Origin of the sequence: Pseudomonas sp. B33.4, assembly GCF_034555375.1 — a bacterium.
Lineage (GTDB): Bacteria > Pseudomonadota > Gammaproteobacteria > Pseudomonadales > Pseudomonadaceae > Aquipseudomonas.
Map to the genome: position 1 here is coordinate 5,325,159 of NZ_CP140706.1, position 15,304 is coordinate 5,340,462.

Here is a 15,304-nt window from a genome sequence, read left to right on the forward strand (position 1 = left end):
CCAACCCATCTCAAAAAGGCATTGCTTGTGCTTTCGACTCGTCAATTGCGCTACTTCGTGGAAATCGCCGAATGTGGAAGTTTCAGTGCGGCGGCCGAGCGCCTGTTTATCGCGCAATCGGCGCTGAGCCGGCAGATCAAGGACATGGAAACGCGTCTGCAAACGCCGCTGTTCGAGCGCACAGCACGCCAGCCCCGGCTCACTGCGGCGGGCGAAGCGTTTCTGCCGCGAGCGCGCAATCTGCTCAATGAATTGGGAAAGGCCAGCGCCATGGCCACCGAAGTCGGCAACGGCCAACTCGGCACCCTGCGCCTCAGCCACTCCAGCACCGTGTCGATCAGCGGTCGTTTGCTCAGTGACATCGGCGCTTATCTGCAGCAACAACCCGGTGTGTCGCTGGACATCGGCAAGTTGTCTTCCGAGGCGCAACTGGAAGAATTGGCCGAAGGACGCCTCGATATCGGCCTGCTGCGCCTGCCGGTTTTGCGCCAGCGCGAAGGCATTCAGATTGTGCCGCTGTTTACTGAACGGTTGCTGCTGGCGGTACCGATGACTCATCGATTGGCCGAGGCCGAGCGTGTCGATCTGGCACAGTTGAAGGACGAAGCGTTTATCTCGATCCCGCATCCGCAACGCGGCGGTTTGAGTTATCTGTGTGCAGATCTGTGCATGCGTCAGGGCTTCTTTCCGAAAGCTGCGCGGGTGATGTCGCGCAAAACCACGCAGCTACAGTTGATTCAGGCCGGCTTCGGCATTGCCCTGCTGCCTGAATCCATGCAGGACATCGCCCCGAGCGGCGTACGGTTTTTGCCGCTGACTGATCCCGATTGCCAAAGCACCGTCGCCCTCGCCTATCGCCAGAACCCCACCCCGTTGATCCAGCACTTCCTCCGGACTTTCACCCCTCCCCCCTGTAGGAGCGAGCCTGCTCGCGAAAGCGGACTGTCAGCCACTGAAGATGTCGAAGGATAAGACGCCTTCGCGAGCAGGCTCGCTCCCACAGGGATTTGCGGTGATTCATGGAGATTGATCAGCAAATGCCTTTAAACTGCGTCCCATGATTAAAGATCCCTTTGCAAGACTTGGCCTGGACCGTGAAGTCCTGACCGTCAGCCAGCTCAACGGCCGCGCACGGGTGTTGCTTGAAGACGTGTTCAGCAACATCTGGGTCGAAGGCGAAATCTCCAACCTCGCCCGCCCGGCGTCCGGTCACATCTACTTCACCCTCAAGGACAGCGGTGCGCAGGTGCGTTGCGCGCTGTTCCGGCAGAACGCCGCGCGCGTGCGTCAGGCGCTGAAGGATGGCCTGGCGGTGAAGGTGCGTGGCAAGGTCTCGCTGTTCGAGGGCCGTGGCGACTATCAGTTGATCCTCGACACCGTCGAACCTGCCGGTGACGGCGCACTGCGTCTGGCCTTCGATGCGCTGAAAGAAAAGCTCAGCGCCGAAGGTCTGTTCAGCGCCGAACGTAAAGTGCCGCTGCCGGCGCATCCGCAACGCATCGGCATCATCAGCTCGCCGACCGGTGCGGTAATCCGCGACATCATCAGCGTGTTCCGCCGCCGTGCGCCGCAGGTGCAACTGACGCTGATTCCGACTGCCGTACAGGGCGGAGAAGCCACCGCGCAAATTGTCCGCGCCCTGAAAATGGCCGATGCGCGTGGTTTCGACGCGTTGATCCTCGCCCGTGGCGGCGGCTCGCTGGAAGACCTCTGGTGCTTCAACGAAGAAGCCGTGGCCCGCGCCGTCGATGCCTGCGTGACGCCGATTGTCAGCGCCGTCGGCCATGAAACCGATGTATCGATCAGCGACTTTGTTGCCGACGTCCGTGCGCCAACGCCGTCCGCTGCCGCCGAACTACTCGCACCCGATTCCAGCCATCTGATCCGCCAGGTCGAAAGCCTGCATCGCCGTTTGGTGATGCGCATGCGTGACCGCTTGATGCGTGATCGCCTGCGTCTGGAAGGCATGGCCCGTCGCCTGCGCCATCCCGGCGAACGGCTGCGCCAGCAGGCTCAGCGTCTGGACGATCTGGACATGCGCATGCGCCGGGCGTTCGAGCGCCATCTCAATACTCGCCGCGAACGCTTGATCCGCCTGGAGACGCGCCTCGCCGGCCAGCATCCGGGACGGCAATTGGCGATGTTGCGCCAGCGTCTCGACAGCCTTGCCGAACGCCTGCCCCGCGCCATGCGTGAAAGCCTGAAAAACCGTCGTCTGCAACTGCACAGCCAGATGCAGACGCTGCACGTGGTCAGCCCACTGGCAACCCTCGGACGGGGCTACAGCATTCTGCTCGATGAGCGTGGCCACGCAATCCGCAACGCCGCCCAGACCCACACCGGCCAGCGCCTGAAAGCCAAACTCGGCGAAGGCGAACTGCAAGTGCGCGTCGAGGACAATCACCTGACGCCTGTCACCCTCTCTTTACTGGACTGATCCATGCCACGTTTTCTGGCTCCACTGTTTCTGCTGTGCCTGACCTTCAACGCCCACGCCGACAGTTACATCACCCGGCTGCTGAACAAACCGGTGCCGGGCGGCGTGGCGGTGGTTGATCTGGGCGCGGCCGCGCAGGCGCCGAAAGCCACGTATCAGGGCAAACCAGTGCTGGTGGTAAAAGAACAGAGCAACTGGCTGGCGATTGTCGGTGTGCCGCTGACCGTGAAGCCAGGCGCGCAACAGATCAGCAGTGGCGGGCGCAACTTGCCGTTCACCGTGGGCAACAAGAAGTACCCGGAACAGCGCATTACTCTGAAGAACAAGCAGCAGGTCAATCCGGATCAGTCGAACCTCAAGCGCATCGAGGGTGAGCTAGCTGAGCAGATCAAGGCCTACCGCAGCTTCAGCCCGAACACGCCGAGCAATCTGCTGCTGGACAAACCGGTAAACGGGCCGCTGTCGAGCAAGTTTGGCGTGCGTCGATTCTTTAATGGTGAGGAACGCAATCCCCACGCGGGCCTCGACTTTGCAGTGCCGGCGGGTACGCCGATCAAGACCCCGGCGGCGGGCAAGGTGATCCTCACCGGCAACTACTTCTTCAACGGCAACACCGTGTTTGTCGACCATGGACAGGGCTTTATCAGCATGTTCTGCCATATGTCGAAGATTGATGTGAAAGTCGGCGATCAACTGGCGCGGGGCGCGGTGGTCGGCAAGGTTGGCATGACCGGCCGCGCGACCGGGCCGCATATGCACTGGAATGTCAGCCTGAATGATGCGCGGGTGGATCCGGCGATTTTTATTGGTGCATTCCAACCTTAAAAAATAGAGCGAAGCTGATGGCCTCATCGCGAGCAGGCTCACTCCTACATTGGACCGGTGTTGTGAACACGATCAACTGTAGGAGTGAGCCTGCTCGCGATGGCGGCTTATGCTGTACTCAACCACCCCTGACACCCCATCGACCTCAATTGCGCGCCAATCTGACCTCGCGCAAATATCACAACGATCAGCGATCTCCAGCGCAATAAAATCCCGCAAAAACCCGCTTTCCGAGTATTCCTCTCAATTTTTTTCGACTGCTTGCCATCCTCTCCCCTCGCGGTTAGGGTTGAAGGCATGAAAACCTCTCACACCCTCATTCAGCTTCGCCAGCACCGCAGCCTGTGCCTCGTCAGCGCACGACTGCCAGGCTGAATCGCGGCACCTCGTCCCACGCTTTTCCCTGAACATTCGTAACACCGGCAGGCCGCCTCTTTTCGGCCCAGACAATAAGGAATTTCCCGATGAGCATGCTCAAAGATCCGTCTTCGAAATACCGCGCGTTTCCTGTCATCAACCTGCCGGATCGTACCTGGCCGTCGAAAACCATCGACACCGCGCCGATCTGGTGCAGCTCCGACCTGCGTGACGGCAACCAGTCGCTGATCGAACCGATGGACGCGGTGAAGAAGCTGCGCTTCTGGAAAACCCTCGTGCAAGTCGGCGTGAAGGAAATCGAAGCGTCGTTCCCCGCCGCTTCGCAAACCGATTTCGATTTCGTGCGTACCCTGATCGAAGAGGGCCATATCCCGGACGACACCACCATTCAGGTGCTGACCCAGGGCCGTGAAGACCTGATCGAGCGCACCTTCGAATCCCTGCGCGGGGCGAAGAAAGCCATCGTTCACCTGTACAACGCCACTTCGCCGTCTTTCCGTCGCATCGTCTTCAACCAGGACAAGGACGGTATCAAGGCCATCGCGGTCAACGCGGCCAAACTGTTCGTGAAATACGCAGCGATGCAGCCGGACACCGAGTGGACCTTCGAATACTCGCCGGAAACCTTCAGCGCCACCGAGCTGGAATTCGCCAAGGAAGTCTGTGATGCGGTGATCGAGGTGTGGAACCCGACGCCTGAGCACAAGATGATCCTCAACCTGCCAGCAACCGTTGAATGCGCAACGCCGAACATCTACGCCGACCAGATCGAGTGGTTCGGCCGCAACATCAACCGTCGTGACAGCGTGATCATCAGCCTGCACACCCACAACGACCGTGGCACTGGCGTCGCCGCTACCGAGCTGGGCCTGATGGCTGGCGCCGATCGCGTCGAAGGCTGCCTGTTCGGCAACGGCGAGCGTACCGGTAACGTCGACCTCGTCACCGTCGCGCTGAACATGTACACCCAGGGTCTCGACCCGCAACTGGATTTCTCCGACATCGACGGCGTGCGCAAAGTGGTTGAGGAGTGCAACCAGATTCAGGTGCACCCGCGTCACCCGTACGTTGGCGACCTGGTGCACACCGCGTTCTCCGGCTCGCACCAGGATGCGATCCGCAAAGGTTTCTCCCAGCAGAAACCCGATGCACTGTGGGAAGTGCCGTACTTGCCGATCGACCCGGCCGACATTGGCCGCAGCTACGAGGCGGTGATTCGCGTCAACAGCCAGTCGGGCAAGGGCGGTATCGCTTACTTGCTGGAGCAGGAATACGGCATCAGCCTGCCACGTCGCATGCAGATCGAATTCAGCCAGGTCGTGCAGCGTGAAACCGATCGTCTGGGCCTGGAGATGACCGCCAAGCAGATCCACTCGCTGTTGATCAGCGAATACCTGCAAGCCAACACCCCGTACGCGCTTGTCAGCCATCGCCTGCAGGAAGAAAACGGCAACAGCAATGTTGAAGTGGAAGTGGCGAGCAAGGGTCAGGGCGAAACCAACCTGCACTGGCGCGGCAAGGGTAACGGTGCGCTTGAAGCACTGGTGGCCGGCCTGCCAGTTCCGGTGGAGATCATGGACTACAACGAACACGCGATCGGCGCCGGCACCAACGCCAAAGCGGCGGCCTATATCGAACTGCGTGTGAACGGTGAACGTGCGGTGCACGGCGTGGGTATCGATGAAAACATCACCACGGCCAGCTTCAAGGCCCTGTTCAGCGCGCTGAACCGCTCGCTGAGCCAGCCTGAGGCGAAAGCGGCGTAAGCCATCGCTGAAACGCTAAAGGCCCCGGCGTTTGAACTCCGGGGCCTTTTTGTTGAAGATCAAAAGATCGCAGCCTTCGGCAGCTCCTACATTGTGATGTCGTACGCCATGTAGGAGCTGCCGAAGGCTGCGATCTTTTGCTTTTCAGGTGAACTCGAAGGTGTCGGCGTCCAGATTCGCCGGGAAGCGCTCGCGATACGCCGCGAGCGGAGCCGCTTCCAGCACAGCCTTGAACACGCCGTCCGCCTCCCCCGCCGCCAGCAAGGTTTCCCCCTGGAAATCCAGCACCTGACTGTCGCCGGTGTAGGCAAAACCCTTGCCATCGGTGCCGACGCGGTTCACCGCCGCCACATAACAAAGGTTTTCGATCGCTCGCGCTGGCAACAGGCGATTCCAGTGCAGACGTCGCGCGCCTGGCCAGTTGGCGGTATACAGCAACAGATCTGTGTCTTGCGCATCGCGGCTCCACACCGGGAAACGCAGGTCATAACAAATCAATGGCCGAATCCGCCAGCCCTTGAGTTCGAACTGCACCTGACGTTCGCCGGGGGTGTAGTGGTTGTGCTCGCCGGCCATGCGAAACAGGTGGCGCTTGTCGTAGTGCAACACTTCGCCGTCCGGTCGCGCCCACAGCAGGCGATTACGATGGCTGCCGTCAGCGGCCTGGATGATCACGCTGCCGGTAATCACCGCATTGAGCTTCGCAGCCTGTGCCCGCAGCCATTTGCTGGTCGGGCCATTCTCGGTTTCGGCGAGGGTTTCGGACTCCATGGAGAATCCGGTGGTGAACATTTCCGGCAGGATGATCAGATCCGCGCCCTGCGCCTGCTCCAGCAACTGCTCGAAATGCTCGAAGTTGGCCTGACGATCGTGCCAGGCCAGGCTGGTCTGGATCAGCGCCAGGTTGAGATCGGGTAATGCACTCAGATCACGCATAGTTTTGCCGCCGCTTCGCGCAGCGTCTCCTCGCGTTTGGCAAAGCACAGGCGCACCAGGCGCTGGCCTTCGGGTGGATTCTGGTAGAACACCGACACCGGAATACTCGCCACGCCGTGCTCGCGGGTCATCCACATGGCCATCTCGACGTCATTCAGGTCAGGACGGATCTGTGAGTAATCGACCAGTTGGAAATAGGTGCCGGTGACACGTTTGAAGGTGAAGCGCGACGGCGTCAACAGATCACAGAACAGGTCGCGCTTGGCCTGATAGAAACCCGGCAGTTCTTCGACGTGTTCCGGGTGCTCGGCCATGTAATCGGCCAGAGCATATTGCAGCGGAGTGACACCGCAGAAACTGACGTACTGGTGGACTTTGCGCAGTTCGGCCGTCAACGCTGGCGGCGCGACGACGTAGCCAGTCTTCCAGCCGGTGACGTGATAGGTCTTGCCGAACGAGCTGACCACGAACGCGCGCTGATACAGCTCTTCATGGGCGAGCACGCTGACGTGGGGCACGCCGTCGAACACCAGGTGTTCATAGACTTCGTCGCTGATCAGGTAGATGTCGCGATCACGGATCAGCGCCGCCAGTTGATCGAGTTCGGCACGACTGATCAGCGCGCCGCTGGGGTTGTGCGGGGTGTTGATGACGATCATTTTCGTGCGCGGACTCAGGGCCGCAGCGAGCTGGTCGAAATCGATGGAAAAGTCGTCCGGGTTCAACTGCACATGCACGCAGCGACCGCCCGCCAGCTCTGTCGCCGGTTCGTAGCTGTCGTAGCACGGATCGAACACGATGACTTCATCGCCGCTGTGGATAACCGCCTGAATCGCACAGAAGATCGCCTGGGTCGCGCCCGGCGTCACCGTCACTTCGCTGTCGGCATTGACCTGTACGCCATAGCTGCGAGCGATTTTCGCCGCAATCTGCTCGCGCAGCGCCGGCAAACCGGTCATCGGTGAATACTGGTTATGGCCACTGGCGATGTGTCGACCGACTGCGTCACGCAACGACTGCGGGCCGTCAAAATCAGGAAAGCCCTGAGACAGGTTGATCGCGCCGGTCTGCGCCGCGAGCTGAGACATCTGCGTGAAAATCGTGATGCCGACATTCGGCAGCTTACTGGTGATCATCGGTAGCCCCTTGCAGGTGAGCTGCAAGTTTCAAGCGCCAGGCTGCAAGTTTCAAGCATCAAACTGTCAGACACAAAAAAGGGCTCTGAAAAGAGCCCTTTTTGCTTTGACTTGAAGCTTGCAGCTCGAAACTCGCAGCTGCTTTTATTTCTTGTCGCGGCGCTTCTTGTCAGCTTTTTTGTGGTGCGACATCAAACGACGCTTCTTGTTGACCTGGCGGTCGGTCAGCGTGGTCTTGTTGCCTTCGTACGGGTTCTCGCCGCCCTTGAACTCGATGCGGATCGGCGTACCGACCAGCTTCAGTACACGACGGTAGGTGTTCTCGAGATAGCGCACATACGACTTCGGCACTTTCTCGATCTGGTTACCGTGGATCACGATGATCGGCGGGTTGGCACCACCCAAGTGGGCGTAGCGCAGCTTGATCCGGCGATTGTTGACCATCGGCGGCGCGTGCTCGCCAACCGCGTCTTCCAGAATCTGGGTCAGACGGTTGGTCGGCCAGCGGGTAACCGCCGATTTGAACGAGTTCTGTACGGAAGCGTAGAGGTTGCCTACGCCAGTGCCGTGCAGGGCCGAGATGAAGTGGATGTCGGCGTAATCAACGAAGAACAGACGACGCTGCAGCTCGACCTTCACATAGTCGCGCTCGCTCGGCGTCATGCCGTCCCACTTGTTGATCGCGATGACCAGCGCACGACCCGACTCGATGGCAAAGCCCAGCAGGTTGAGGTCGTGATCGACCACGCCTTCGCGGGCGTCCATCACGAAGATCACTACGTTGGCGTCTTTGATCGCTTGCAGGGTTTTGACCACGGAGAATTTTTCGACTTCTTCGTGGATCTTGCCGCGCTTGCGCACACCAGCGGTGTCGATCAGCGTGTACTTCTCTTCATTGCGTTCAAACGGGATGTAGATACTGTCGCGCGTGGTGCCTGGCTGGTCATAAACGATTACCCGGTCTTCACCGAGCATGCGGTTGACCAGGGTCGACTTGCCGACGTTCGGCCGGCCAATGATCGCGATCTTGATCCCGTCTTTTTCGCTCGGGCCAGGAATGCGCTTGGCTTCCTCGCCTTCGGCAACGATCTCTTCTTCGCCTTCTTCCGGCTCTTCTTCGTCTTTAGGGAAATCACCCAGGGCGATTTCCAGCATCTGGGTGATGCCACGGCCGTGAGCACCGGCGATCGGGATCGCATGACCCATGCCCAGAGGCGCGAATTCAGCGCGGGCCATTTCCGGGTCGATGTTGTCGACCTTGTTGGCCACCACGTAGGAACGCTTGTTACGTTTGCGCAGGTGTTCGGCGATCATCTGGTCGGCGGCGGTAAAACCGGCCTTGGCATCTACCAGGAACAGCACAACATCGGCTTCTTCAATGGCCAGCAGCGACTGCTCGGCCATTTTTTCGTCCATACCGTGCTCGTCACCGGAGATACCACCGGTGTCGACCAGAATGTAGGAACGCCCTTGCCACTTGGCCTCACCGTACTGGCGATCACGGGTCAGACCGGACAAGTCGCCGACGATGGCGTCGCGAGTCCTGGTCAGGCGGTTGAACAAGGTGGATTTGCCGACGTTCGGTCGGCCCACCAGGGCGATTACGGGAACCATGCGGCTCTCCACTTCGTTATTTCAGAAAATACAAAAGCCGCTGCGAGGCAGCGGCTGGTGCTCGGGGCAACACTGCGGGAGTGAACAGGTCCACTTCCACGAGTGAAGCTGCCTGGGGTGTTATCCCCAAGCATAGTTGTTACTTGATGGTCAGGGCTTCCAGTTTGCCGCTGTTGCCATACACATAAATCGTGTCACCCACCACCAGCGGACGGGCACGCAGGCCGTCGCTGTCGATGCGCTCACGGCCGACGAAACGGCCGTCAACCTGACTCAGCAGGTGCAGATAACCTTCCAGGTCACCTACTGCTACATAGCTGGAGAACACTTCCGGAGCCGACAGTTGACGGCGAGCCAGCGAATCGTTGCTCCACAATGCAGTGGTGGAACGTTCGTCGACGCCTTCAACGGTGCCCGAAGACAGGCTCACGTAAACGCTACCGAAACCCTGGGCGATACCGGCGTAGCTCGACGCGTCGCGCTGCCAGAGTTGACGACCGCTTTCCAGATCCAGTGCCGCCACGCGACCCTGATAGCTGGCAACGTACAGCGTGCCACCGGACAGCAGCAGACCGCCGTCGATGTCGACCACGCGTTCCAGTTCCGAACGACCTTGTGGAATCGCGATCCGTTGTTCCCAGACCGGCACGCCGTTGGAAATGTCCAGAGCGACCACTTTGCCAGTCGACAGGCCAGCCACCGCGAGGCGGTTGGTGACCAGCGGAGCACTGGTGCCACGCAGGGTCAATACAGCCGGAGTGCTGTCATACACCCAGCGCTGAGTACCGGTCGATGCATCCAGACCGATCAGACGATCGTCCTGAGTCTGCACCACCACCACGTCGCCATTGTTGGCCGGCGGCGCGAGGACTTCGCTGTTGACGCGAGCGCGCCACTTCTCTTCACCGTTGCTGGTGTCGAGAGCAACGACTTCACCGCGCAGGGTGCCGATCAGAACCAGACCGTAACCCACGCCAACGGCGCCGGAGACAGGCAAATCAAGATCCTGCTTCCACTTCACATCGCCATTGCCGCGATCCATGGCCATCACCACACCGGTCACATCGGCGGCGTAGATGGTGTCACCGTCGATCGCCGGCACCAGCATGTTGTAGGTTTCGCCCTGACCGTCACCGATCGAACGACTCCACTGCTTGTGCAGAACCACTTCTTCTTTGAAGTCGGTCAGTTCGGCTGGTGGCAATTCTTTTTTGCTGTTGCTGCTGCAACCCGCGGCCAGAAGGGCCAGAGCCAGCAATGCTGCATGCTTCCAACGGATCACGTCACGCATCCCCTTTGGCCAGGTCGTCGAGCTTGATTTGAAGGCCACCGACCGCCGCTTCATCCGACAGTGCCGCCTTGGCTTTTTGATACGCCTTGTTCGCGTCATCGGTACGGCCCAGCTGCACCAGCAGGTCGCCCTTGAGTTCTTCGCGAGTCGCCAGGAACGCTTTGTCGGCGTCGCCGTCGAGCAGTTTCAGAGCATCTTCAGCCTTGTTCTGTGCGCCGAGTACCTGCGCCAGACGCTGACGGGCGATTTCGCCCAGCGCCGGGTTGGCCGGTTTGTCGACGATGGCTTTCAGCTCGGTAGCGGCGTCGTCCAGCTTGCCGCTGTCCACGGCCACTTTGGCCACGAACAGGCTGCCGTACTGCGCATAGGCAGAACCGCCGAATTCGCTGTTGAGCTTGCCGGCCAGATCCGCAACGCGGGCAGCATCAGGCTTGCCGTCAGGCGTCAGCGTAGTTTCCAGCAATTGCTGATAGAGCACCGAGGCGCCTTGCGACTGGTTGCTCTGGTACTTGTGATATGCCTGCCAGCCGAACACGATGACCAGCGCCAACAGGCCGCCGGTGACCAGAGGTTTGCCGTTGCGTGTCCACCAGTCCTTCAAATCCGCCAACTGTTCGTCTTCGGTACTCGACACCCCAATACTCCTTAATCGCTAAATCGGCTGTTTGGACAGCTTCAACCCTGCACGACGCAGGTGGCCAGGTGAGCGGCGAGCGCATCCCAGGCAATGCTTTGTTGTTCGCCCTGGCCACGCAGGGGTTTGAAACCTACCACTTGCTGGGCCATTTCGTCGTCACCGAGGATCAGTGCGTACAGCGCACCGCTCTTGTCGGCCTTCTTGAACTGGCTTTTGAAGCTGCCGGCGCCGGCATTGACTTGCAGACGCAGGTTTGGAAGTTGATCACGAACACGTTCAGCCAGGGCCAGACCGGCCAGCTCGGCTTCTTCACCGAAGGCGCAGAGGTAGACATCGACCTGACGGGAGATTTCTTCCGGGATCTGCTCCAGGGTTTCCAGCATCAACACCAGACGCTCGATGCCCATGGCGAAACCAACGCCGGTGGTCGGCTTGCCGCCCATTTGCTCGACCAAACCGTCGTAACGGCCGCCCGCGCAAACAGTGCCCTGAGCGCCGAGCTTGTCGGTGACCCATTCGAAAACGGTTTTGCTGTAGTAATCGAGGCCGCGAACCAGTTTCGGGTTGAGCACGTATGGAATGTCGACGGCATCCAGACGCGACTTCAAACCTTCGAAGTGCGCACGGGACTCATCGTCGAGGTAGTCGGCCATCTTCGGCGCATCGACCAGCACCGCTTGAGTGTCGGCATTTTTCGTGTCGAGCACGCGCAGCGGGTTGGTTTTCAGGCGACGCTGGCTGTCTTCGTCGAGCTTGTCGTGGTGCGCCGAGAGATACTCGACCAGCGCTTCACGGTAGCGACCACGGGACTCGCTGGTGCCGAGGCTGTTGAGTTCGAGCTTGACCGCATCACGAATGCCCAGCTCGCCCCACAGGCGCCAGGTCATGGTGATCAGCTCGGCGTCGATGTCCGGACCGTCGAGGTTGAACACCTCCAGACCGATCTGGTGGAACTGGCGATAACGACCTTTCTGCGGACGCTCGTGGCGGAACATCGGGCCGATGTACCAGAGTTTCTGCACCTGGCCACCGCCGGTGATGCCGTGCTCGAGCACAGCTCGCACGCACGCCGCGGTGCCTTCCGGACGCAGGGTCAGGGAGTCGCCGTTGCGGTCTTCGAAGGTGTACATCTCTTTTTCGACGATGTCGGTGACTTCACCGATCGAGCGTTTGAACAGCTCGGTGAACTCGACGATCGGCATGCGAATCTGCTTGTAACCGTAGTTATCCAGCAGACGCGCGACGGTGCCCTCGAAATAACGCCACAGCGGGGTCTGTTCGGGCAGGATGTCGTTCATGCCACGAATGGCTTGCAGAGACTTGCTCACTTTAAATCCTTAAATTCGTTCGGCGCTTCAGTCAGGCTCAGCCGCGCGCAATAACCGCAGCGTCAGCTTCGACCTTTTCGGCCGCTTTCTGGCGGATCAGCTTTTCCAGCTCGTCCACCAGATTGTCATTCGTCAGTTTCTGCGACGGCTTGCCGTCGATGTAAATCAGGTTTGGCGTACCGCCGGTCAAGCCGATATGGGCTTCCTTGGCTTCGCCGGGGCCGTTGACCACGCAACCGATCACCGCGACATCCAGCGGCACCAGCAGGTCTTCAAGGCGCCCTTCCAGCTCGTTCATGGTTTTCACCACATCGAAGTTCTGCCGCGAGCAACTCGGGCAGGCGATGAAGTTGATGCCACGGGAACGCAGATGCAAAGACTTGAGAATGTCGTAACCGACTTTCACTTCTTCGACCGGGTCGGCCGCCAACGAGATGCGGATAGTATCGCCAATCCCTTCGGCGAGCAGCATACCTAGGCCCACGGCGGATTTCACTGTGCCCGAACGCAATCCACCGGCTTCGGTGATGCCCAGGTGCAGCGGCTGGACAATTTCTTTCGCCAGCAAGCGGTAGGCTTCGACGGCCATGAACACGTCGGAGGCCTTCACGCTAACCTTGAAGTCCTGAAAATTCAGGCGCTCGAGGTGTTCAACGTGGCGCAGGGCCGATTCGACCAGCGCGGCTGGCGTCGGCTCGCCGTATTTCTTTTGCAGGTCTTTTTCCAGCGAACCGGCGTTGACGCCGATGCGGATCGGAATGCCGCGATCACGCGCAGCATCAACCACGGCACGCACGCGGTCTTCGCGACCGATGTTGCCCGGGTTGATGCGCAGGCAGTCCACACCCAGTTCGGCCACGCGCAAGGCGATCTTGTAGTCGAAGTGGATATCGGCAACCAGCGGCACCTTGACCAGTTGTTTGATCTTGCCGAACGCCTCGGCGGCGTCCATGTCCGGTACCGAAACGCGAACAATGTCGACGCCGGCGGCTTCCAGACGATTGATTTGCGCAACAGTGGCGGCAACGTCATTGGTGTCGCTGTTGGTCATGCTCTGCACAGCGATCGGCGCATCGCCGCCCACCGGTACGTTGCCGACCCAGATCTTGCGCGAAACGCGACGTTTGATTGGAGATTCGCCGTGCATGACTTATTGACCCAACTTCAGGCGAGCAGTCTCGCCACTGGTGAACGGAGCGATATCGACCGGTTGGCCGTTGTAGCTGACCTGTGCGGCGCGGGCAACGCCCAGACGCACGTTGAGCGGCGGCTTGCCGGAAACCGATACGTTGTCGCCTTTATGCTTCAGACCACTGAACAGTACTTTGCCACGGCCATCGGTGACTTGTGCCCAGCAATCGGCGCTGAACTGCAATTGCACCTGGCCTTCGCCAGCAACGGGAGCGGCCGCTTCTGCGGTTGGGGCGGGAGTTGCTGGCACTACCGGAGCGGTAACGGTTGGCGCTGGCGTAGCAGGAACGCTTGGCGCCGGCGTGGCCGGATTGACGACAACCGGGGCTGGCGTATGAACCGGGGCGGTCGGCGTTACAGCCGGAGCAGCCGGTGCAGTTGGAGCGGTTGCCGGGGAGGCCGCTTCGGCGCCGGTCGATTCAGCGGTAGTTTCAGACTGCGGCAATGCCAATGCAGTCGAACTGTCAGTCTGATTTTCCTCGACGGCCTGATCTTCCGGCTCATCGATCGGGTGAATCTGGGTGGTGCCGTCAGCCCCTTCGACTTCAACGTGCTCAGGCGCAAGAGAAGCCAGATCCTTGGTGCGTAGCGACGTCTGATCCTGCCACCAGACAAAGCCGCCGCCGATGACCGCAATCAGCAACAGCAGGCTGACAATACGCAAAATGGTGTGGGAAACCCGCACCGGCTCTTCGATACGGCCGAGGGCGTGAACATTGCTGCCCTGGGAATCGGTGCCAGTGGACTGGTCGAACTGCTGAACCAGAACGGTCTGGTCCATGCCGAGCAATTTGGCATAGGCGCGAATGTAGCCGCGAGCGAAGGTATGCCCCGGCAGCTTGTCGAAAGCGCCGGCTTCAAGGTTGCTCAGGGAGGTCACGGTGAGGTTGAGCTTGAGGGCCACTTCAGCCAGCGACCAGCCATTGCTTTCGCGGGCCTGGCGCAGGGTCTCACCGGGGTTAACGCGATTCGCTGCTACAACTTCGGGATGCGCCGCTTTCATCATTGCTCCGACAGGTATTGCTGATATTCCGGCGTACCGGGATAGAGTCGTTTTAGTTGCAGGCCATAACTGGCGGCCTTGTCGCGATCTTCAAACACTTTTGCCAGCCGAACGCCGAGCAATAGACTACGTGCATTTTGTTCGGTCAGCAGGCTGAAACGGTCGTAATAGTCACGTGCGGGCACATAATGCCTGTCTTCGAAGGACAACTCAGCCATTTCCAGCAATGCGCGCGGTTGTTGACGATTCAAACGCAGTGCCTTTTCCAGCTGTTGCTGCGCCAGATCACGCTGACCGAGCTTCGCGGCGGTCATGCCGAGGTTTTCGAACACACGCGAACGCTCAGGATACAGGGTATCGGCGGCGGCCTGTTCAAAACGCTCGTAGGCTTCTTTATAACGCTGTTGTTCGTAGAGAAAACTGCCGTAGTTGTTGAGGATGCGCGCATCGGCGGGACGGGAGGACAAAGCCTTGCGGAAGTGTTCGTCGGCCAGCTCAGGCTCCATTTCGGACTGGAACACCAAGCCGAGGGCCGCGTTGGCATCAGGATCGGAACCGTCGATGTCCAGCGCCTTCTTCAGCGGCACCTTGGCCCGCTCGGTCATGCCTTGCTGCAAGTATCCCAGCCCCAGCTGCACGTAGGCAGCCCGCGCTTCATCGCGGCCCTTGCTGGTCTTCATCGGGTTGTAGTCACCCGACAGGACACAACCAGCACACAGGCTGGCCAACAGCAACAGCAGCGCAAAGCGCAGGGACATAGAG

The 15,304-nt window shown here is 60.0% G+C and carries 13 protein-coding genes; 4 read left to right on the top strand and 9 right to left on the bottom strand.

Annotation, left to right across the window (positions count from 1 at the left end; genetic code table 11):
- Positions 1-27: 27 nt before the first annotated feature.
- The 4 genes from U6037_RS23390 to leuA all read left to right on the top strand — a co-directional run bounded on the left by U6037_RS23390 (position 28) and on the right by leuA (position 5,406).
- Positions 28-972, top strand: coding sequence for a LysR family transcriptional regulator (locus U6037_RS23390; protein WP_322844696.1), 945 nt, complete (start codon positions 28-30; stop codon positions 970-972).
- 85 nt (positions 973-1,057) lie between these two features.
- Positions 1,058-2,437: an exodeoxyribonuclease VII large subunit gene (xseA, locus tag U6037_RS23395; protein ID WP_322844697.1), complete on the top strand. Its 1,380-nt coding sequence runs from the start codon at positions 1,058-1,060 to the stop codon at positions 2,435-2,437.
- A gap of 3 nt (positions 2,438-2,440) precedes the next feature.
- Positions 2,441-3,262: a peptidoglycan DD-metalloendopeptidase family protein gene (locus tag U6037_RS23400; protein WP_322844698.1), complete on the top strand. Its 822-nt coding sequence runs from the start codon at positions 2,441-2,443 to the stop codon at positions 3,260-3,262.
- A 464-nt stretch (positions 3,263-3,726) separates the two neighbouring features.
- Positions 3,727-5,406 carry a 2-isopropylmalate synthase gene (leuA, locus tag U6037_RS23405; protein ID WP_008082522.1) on the top strand — a complete coding sequence of 560 codons (1,680 nt, stop codon included), beginning with the start codon at positions 3,727-3,729 and terminating at the stop codon, positions 5,404-5,406.
- A 144-nt stretch (positions 5,407-5,550) separates the two neighbouring features.
- Here leuA and U6037_RS23410 read toward each other — a convergent pair whose 3' ends face one another.
- The 9 genes from U6037_RS23410 to pilW all read right to left on the bottom strand — a co-directional run bounded on the left by U6037_RS23410 (position 5,551) and on the right by pilW (position 15,300).
- Positions 5,551-6,342 (bottom strand): amidohydrolase, encoded by a 792-nt coding sequence (locus U6037_RS23410; protein WP_322844699.1) that lies wholly within the window; start codon positions 6,340-6,342, stop codon positions 5,551-5,553.
- A complete protein-coding gene (locus U6037_RS23415; protein WP_322844700.1) occupies positions 6,330-7,478 on the bottom strand; it encodes a pyridoxal phosphate-dependent aminotransferase in 1,149 nt (382 codons plus the stop codon). Before U6037_RS23415 ends, U6037_RS23410 begins: the two co-directional genes overlap by 13 nt.
- A gap of 144 nt (positions 7,479-7,622) precedes the next feature.
- Positions 7,623-9,092 (bottom strand): ribosome biogenesis GTPase Der, encoded by a 1,470-nt coding sequence (gene der / locus U6037_RS23420; RefSeq protein WP_016984367.1) that lies wholly within the window; start codon positions 9,090-9,092, stop codon positions 7,623-7,625.
- Between the two features lie 139 nt (positions 9,093-9,231).
- Positions 9,232-10,383 (bottom strand): outer membrane protein assembly factor BamB, encoded by a 1,152-nt coding sequence (gene bamB, locus U6037_RS23425; protein ID WP_034156262.1) that lies wholly within the window; start codon positions 10,381-10,383, stop codon positions 9,232-9,234.
- The gene (locus U6037_RS23430; protein WP_038362971.1) at positions 10,376-11,017 is read right to left on the bottom strand and encodes a YfgM family protein; all 642 of its coding nucleotides are present in this window, start codon (positions 11,015-11,017) and stop codon (positions 10,376-10,378) included. Before U6037_RS23430 ends, bamB begins: the two co-directional genes overlap by 8 nt.
- Before the next feature lie 41 nt (positions 11,018-11,058).
- Positions 11,059-12,348 carry a histidine--tRNA ligase gene (gene hisS / locus U6037_RS23435; protein WP_322844701.1) on the bottom strand — a complete coding sequence of 430 codons (1,290 nt, stop codon included), beginning with the start codon at positions 12,346-12,348 and terminating at the stop codon, positions 11,059-11,061.
- Between the two features lie 37 nt (positions 12,349-12,385).
- Positions 12,386-13,495, bottom strand: coding sequence for a flavodoxin-dependent (E)-4-hydroxy-3-methylbut-2-enyl-diphosphate synthase (gene ispG / locus U6037_RS23440; protein ID WP_003227888.1), 1,110 nt, complete (start codon positions 13,493-13,495; stop codon positions 12,386-12,388).
- 3 nt (positions 13,496-13,498) lie between these two features.
- The gene (locus U6037_RS23445) at positions 13,499-14,542 is read right to left on the bottom strand and encodes a RodZ family helix-turn-helix domain-containing protein (protein WP_322844702.1); all 1,044 of its coding nucleotides are present in this window, start codon (positions 14,540-14,542) and stop codon (positions 13,499-13,501) included.
- Entirely contained in the window at positions 14,542-15,300 is a 759-nt protein-coding gene (pilW, locus tag U6037_RS23450) for a type IV pilus biogenesis/stability protein PilW (RefSeq protein WP_242206759.1), read from the bottom strand. Before pilW ends, U6037_RS23445 begins: the two co-directional genes overlap by 1 nt.
- Between the last annotated feature and the right edge of the window lie 4 nt (positions 15,301-15,304).

Coding starts and splice junctions, on each gene's coding strand:
- xseA (WP_322844697.1), top strand. CDS start 1,058: ATGATTAAAGATCCCTTTGCAAGACTTGGCCTGGACCGTGAAGTCCTG.
- U6037_RS23400 (WP_322844698.1), top strand. CDS start 2,441: ATGCCACGTTTTCTGGCTCCACTGTTTCTGCTGTGCCTGACCTTCAAC.
- leuA (WP_008082522.1), top strand. CDS start 3,727: ATGAGCATGCTCAAAGATCCGTCTTCGAAATACCGCGCGTTTCCTGTC.
- U6037_RS23410 (WP_322844699.1), bottom strand. CDS start 6,342: ATGCGTGATCTGAGTGCATTACCCGATCTCAACCTGGCGCTGATCCAG.
- U6037_RS23415 (WP_322844700.1), bottom strand. CDS start 7,478: ATGATCACCAGTAAGCTGCCGAATGTCGGCATCACGATTTTCACGCAG.
- der (WP_016984367.1), bottom strand. CDS start 9,092: ATGGTTCCCGTAATCGCCCTGGTGGGCCGACCGAACGTCGGCAAATCC.
- bamB (WP_034156262.1), bottom strand. CDS start 10,383: ATGCGTGACGTGATCCGTTGGAAGCATGCAGCATTGCTGGCTCTGGCC.
- ispG (WP_003227888.1), bottom strand. CDS start 13,495: ATGCACGGCGAATCTCCAATCAAACGTCGCGTTTCGCGCAAGATCTGG.
- U6037_RS23445 (WP_322844702.1), bottom strand. CDS start 14,542: ATGAAAGCGGCGCATCCCGAAGTTGTAGCAGCGAATCGCGTTAACCCC.
- pilW (WP_242206759.1), bottom strand. CDS start 15,300: ATGTCCCTGCGCTTTGCGCTGCTGTTGCTGTTGGCCAGCCTGTGTGCT.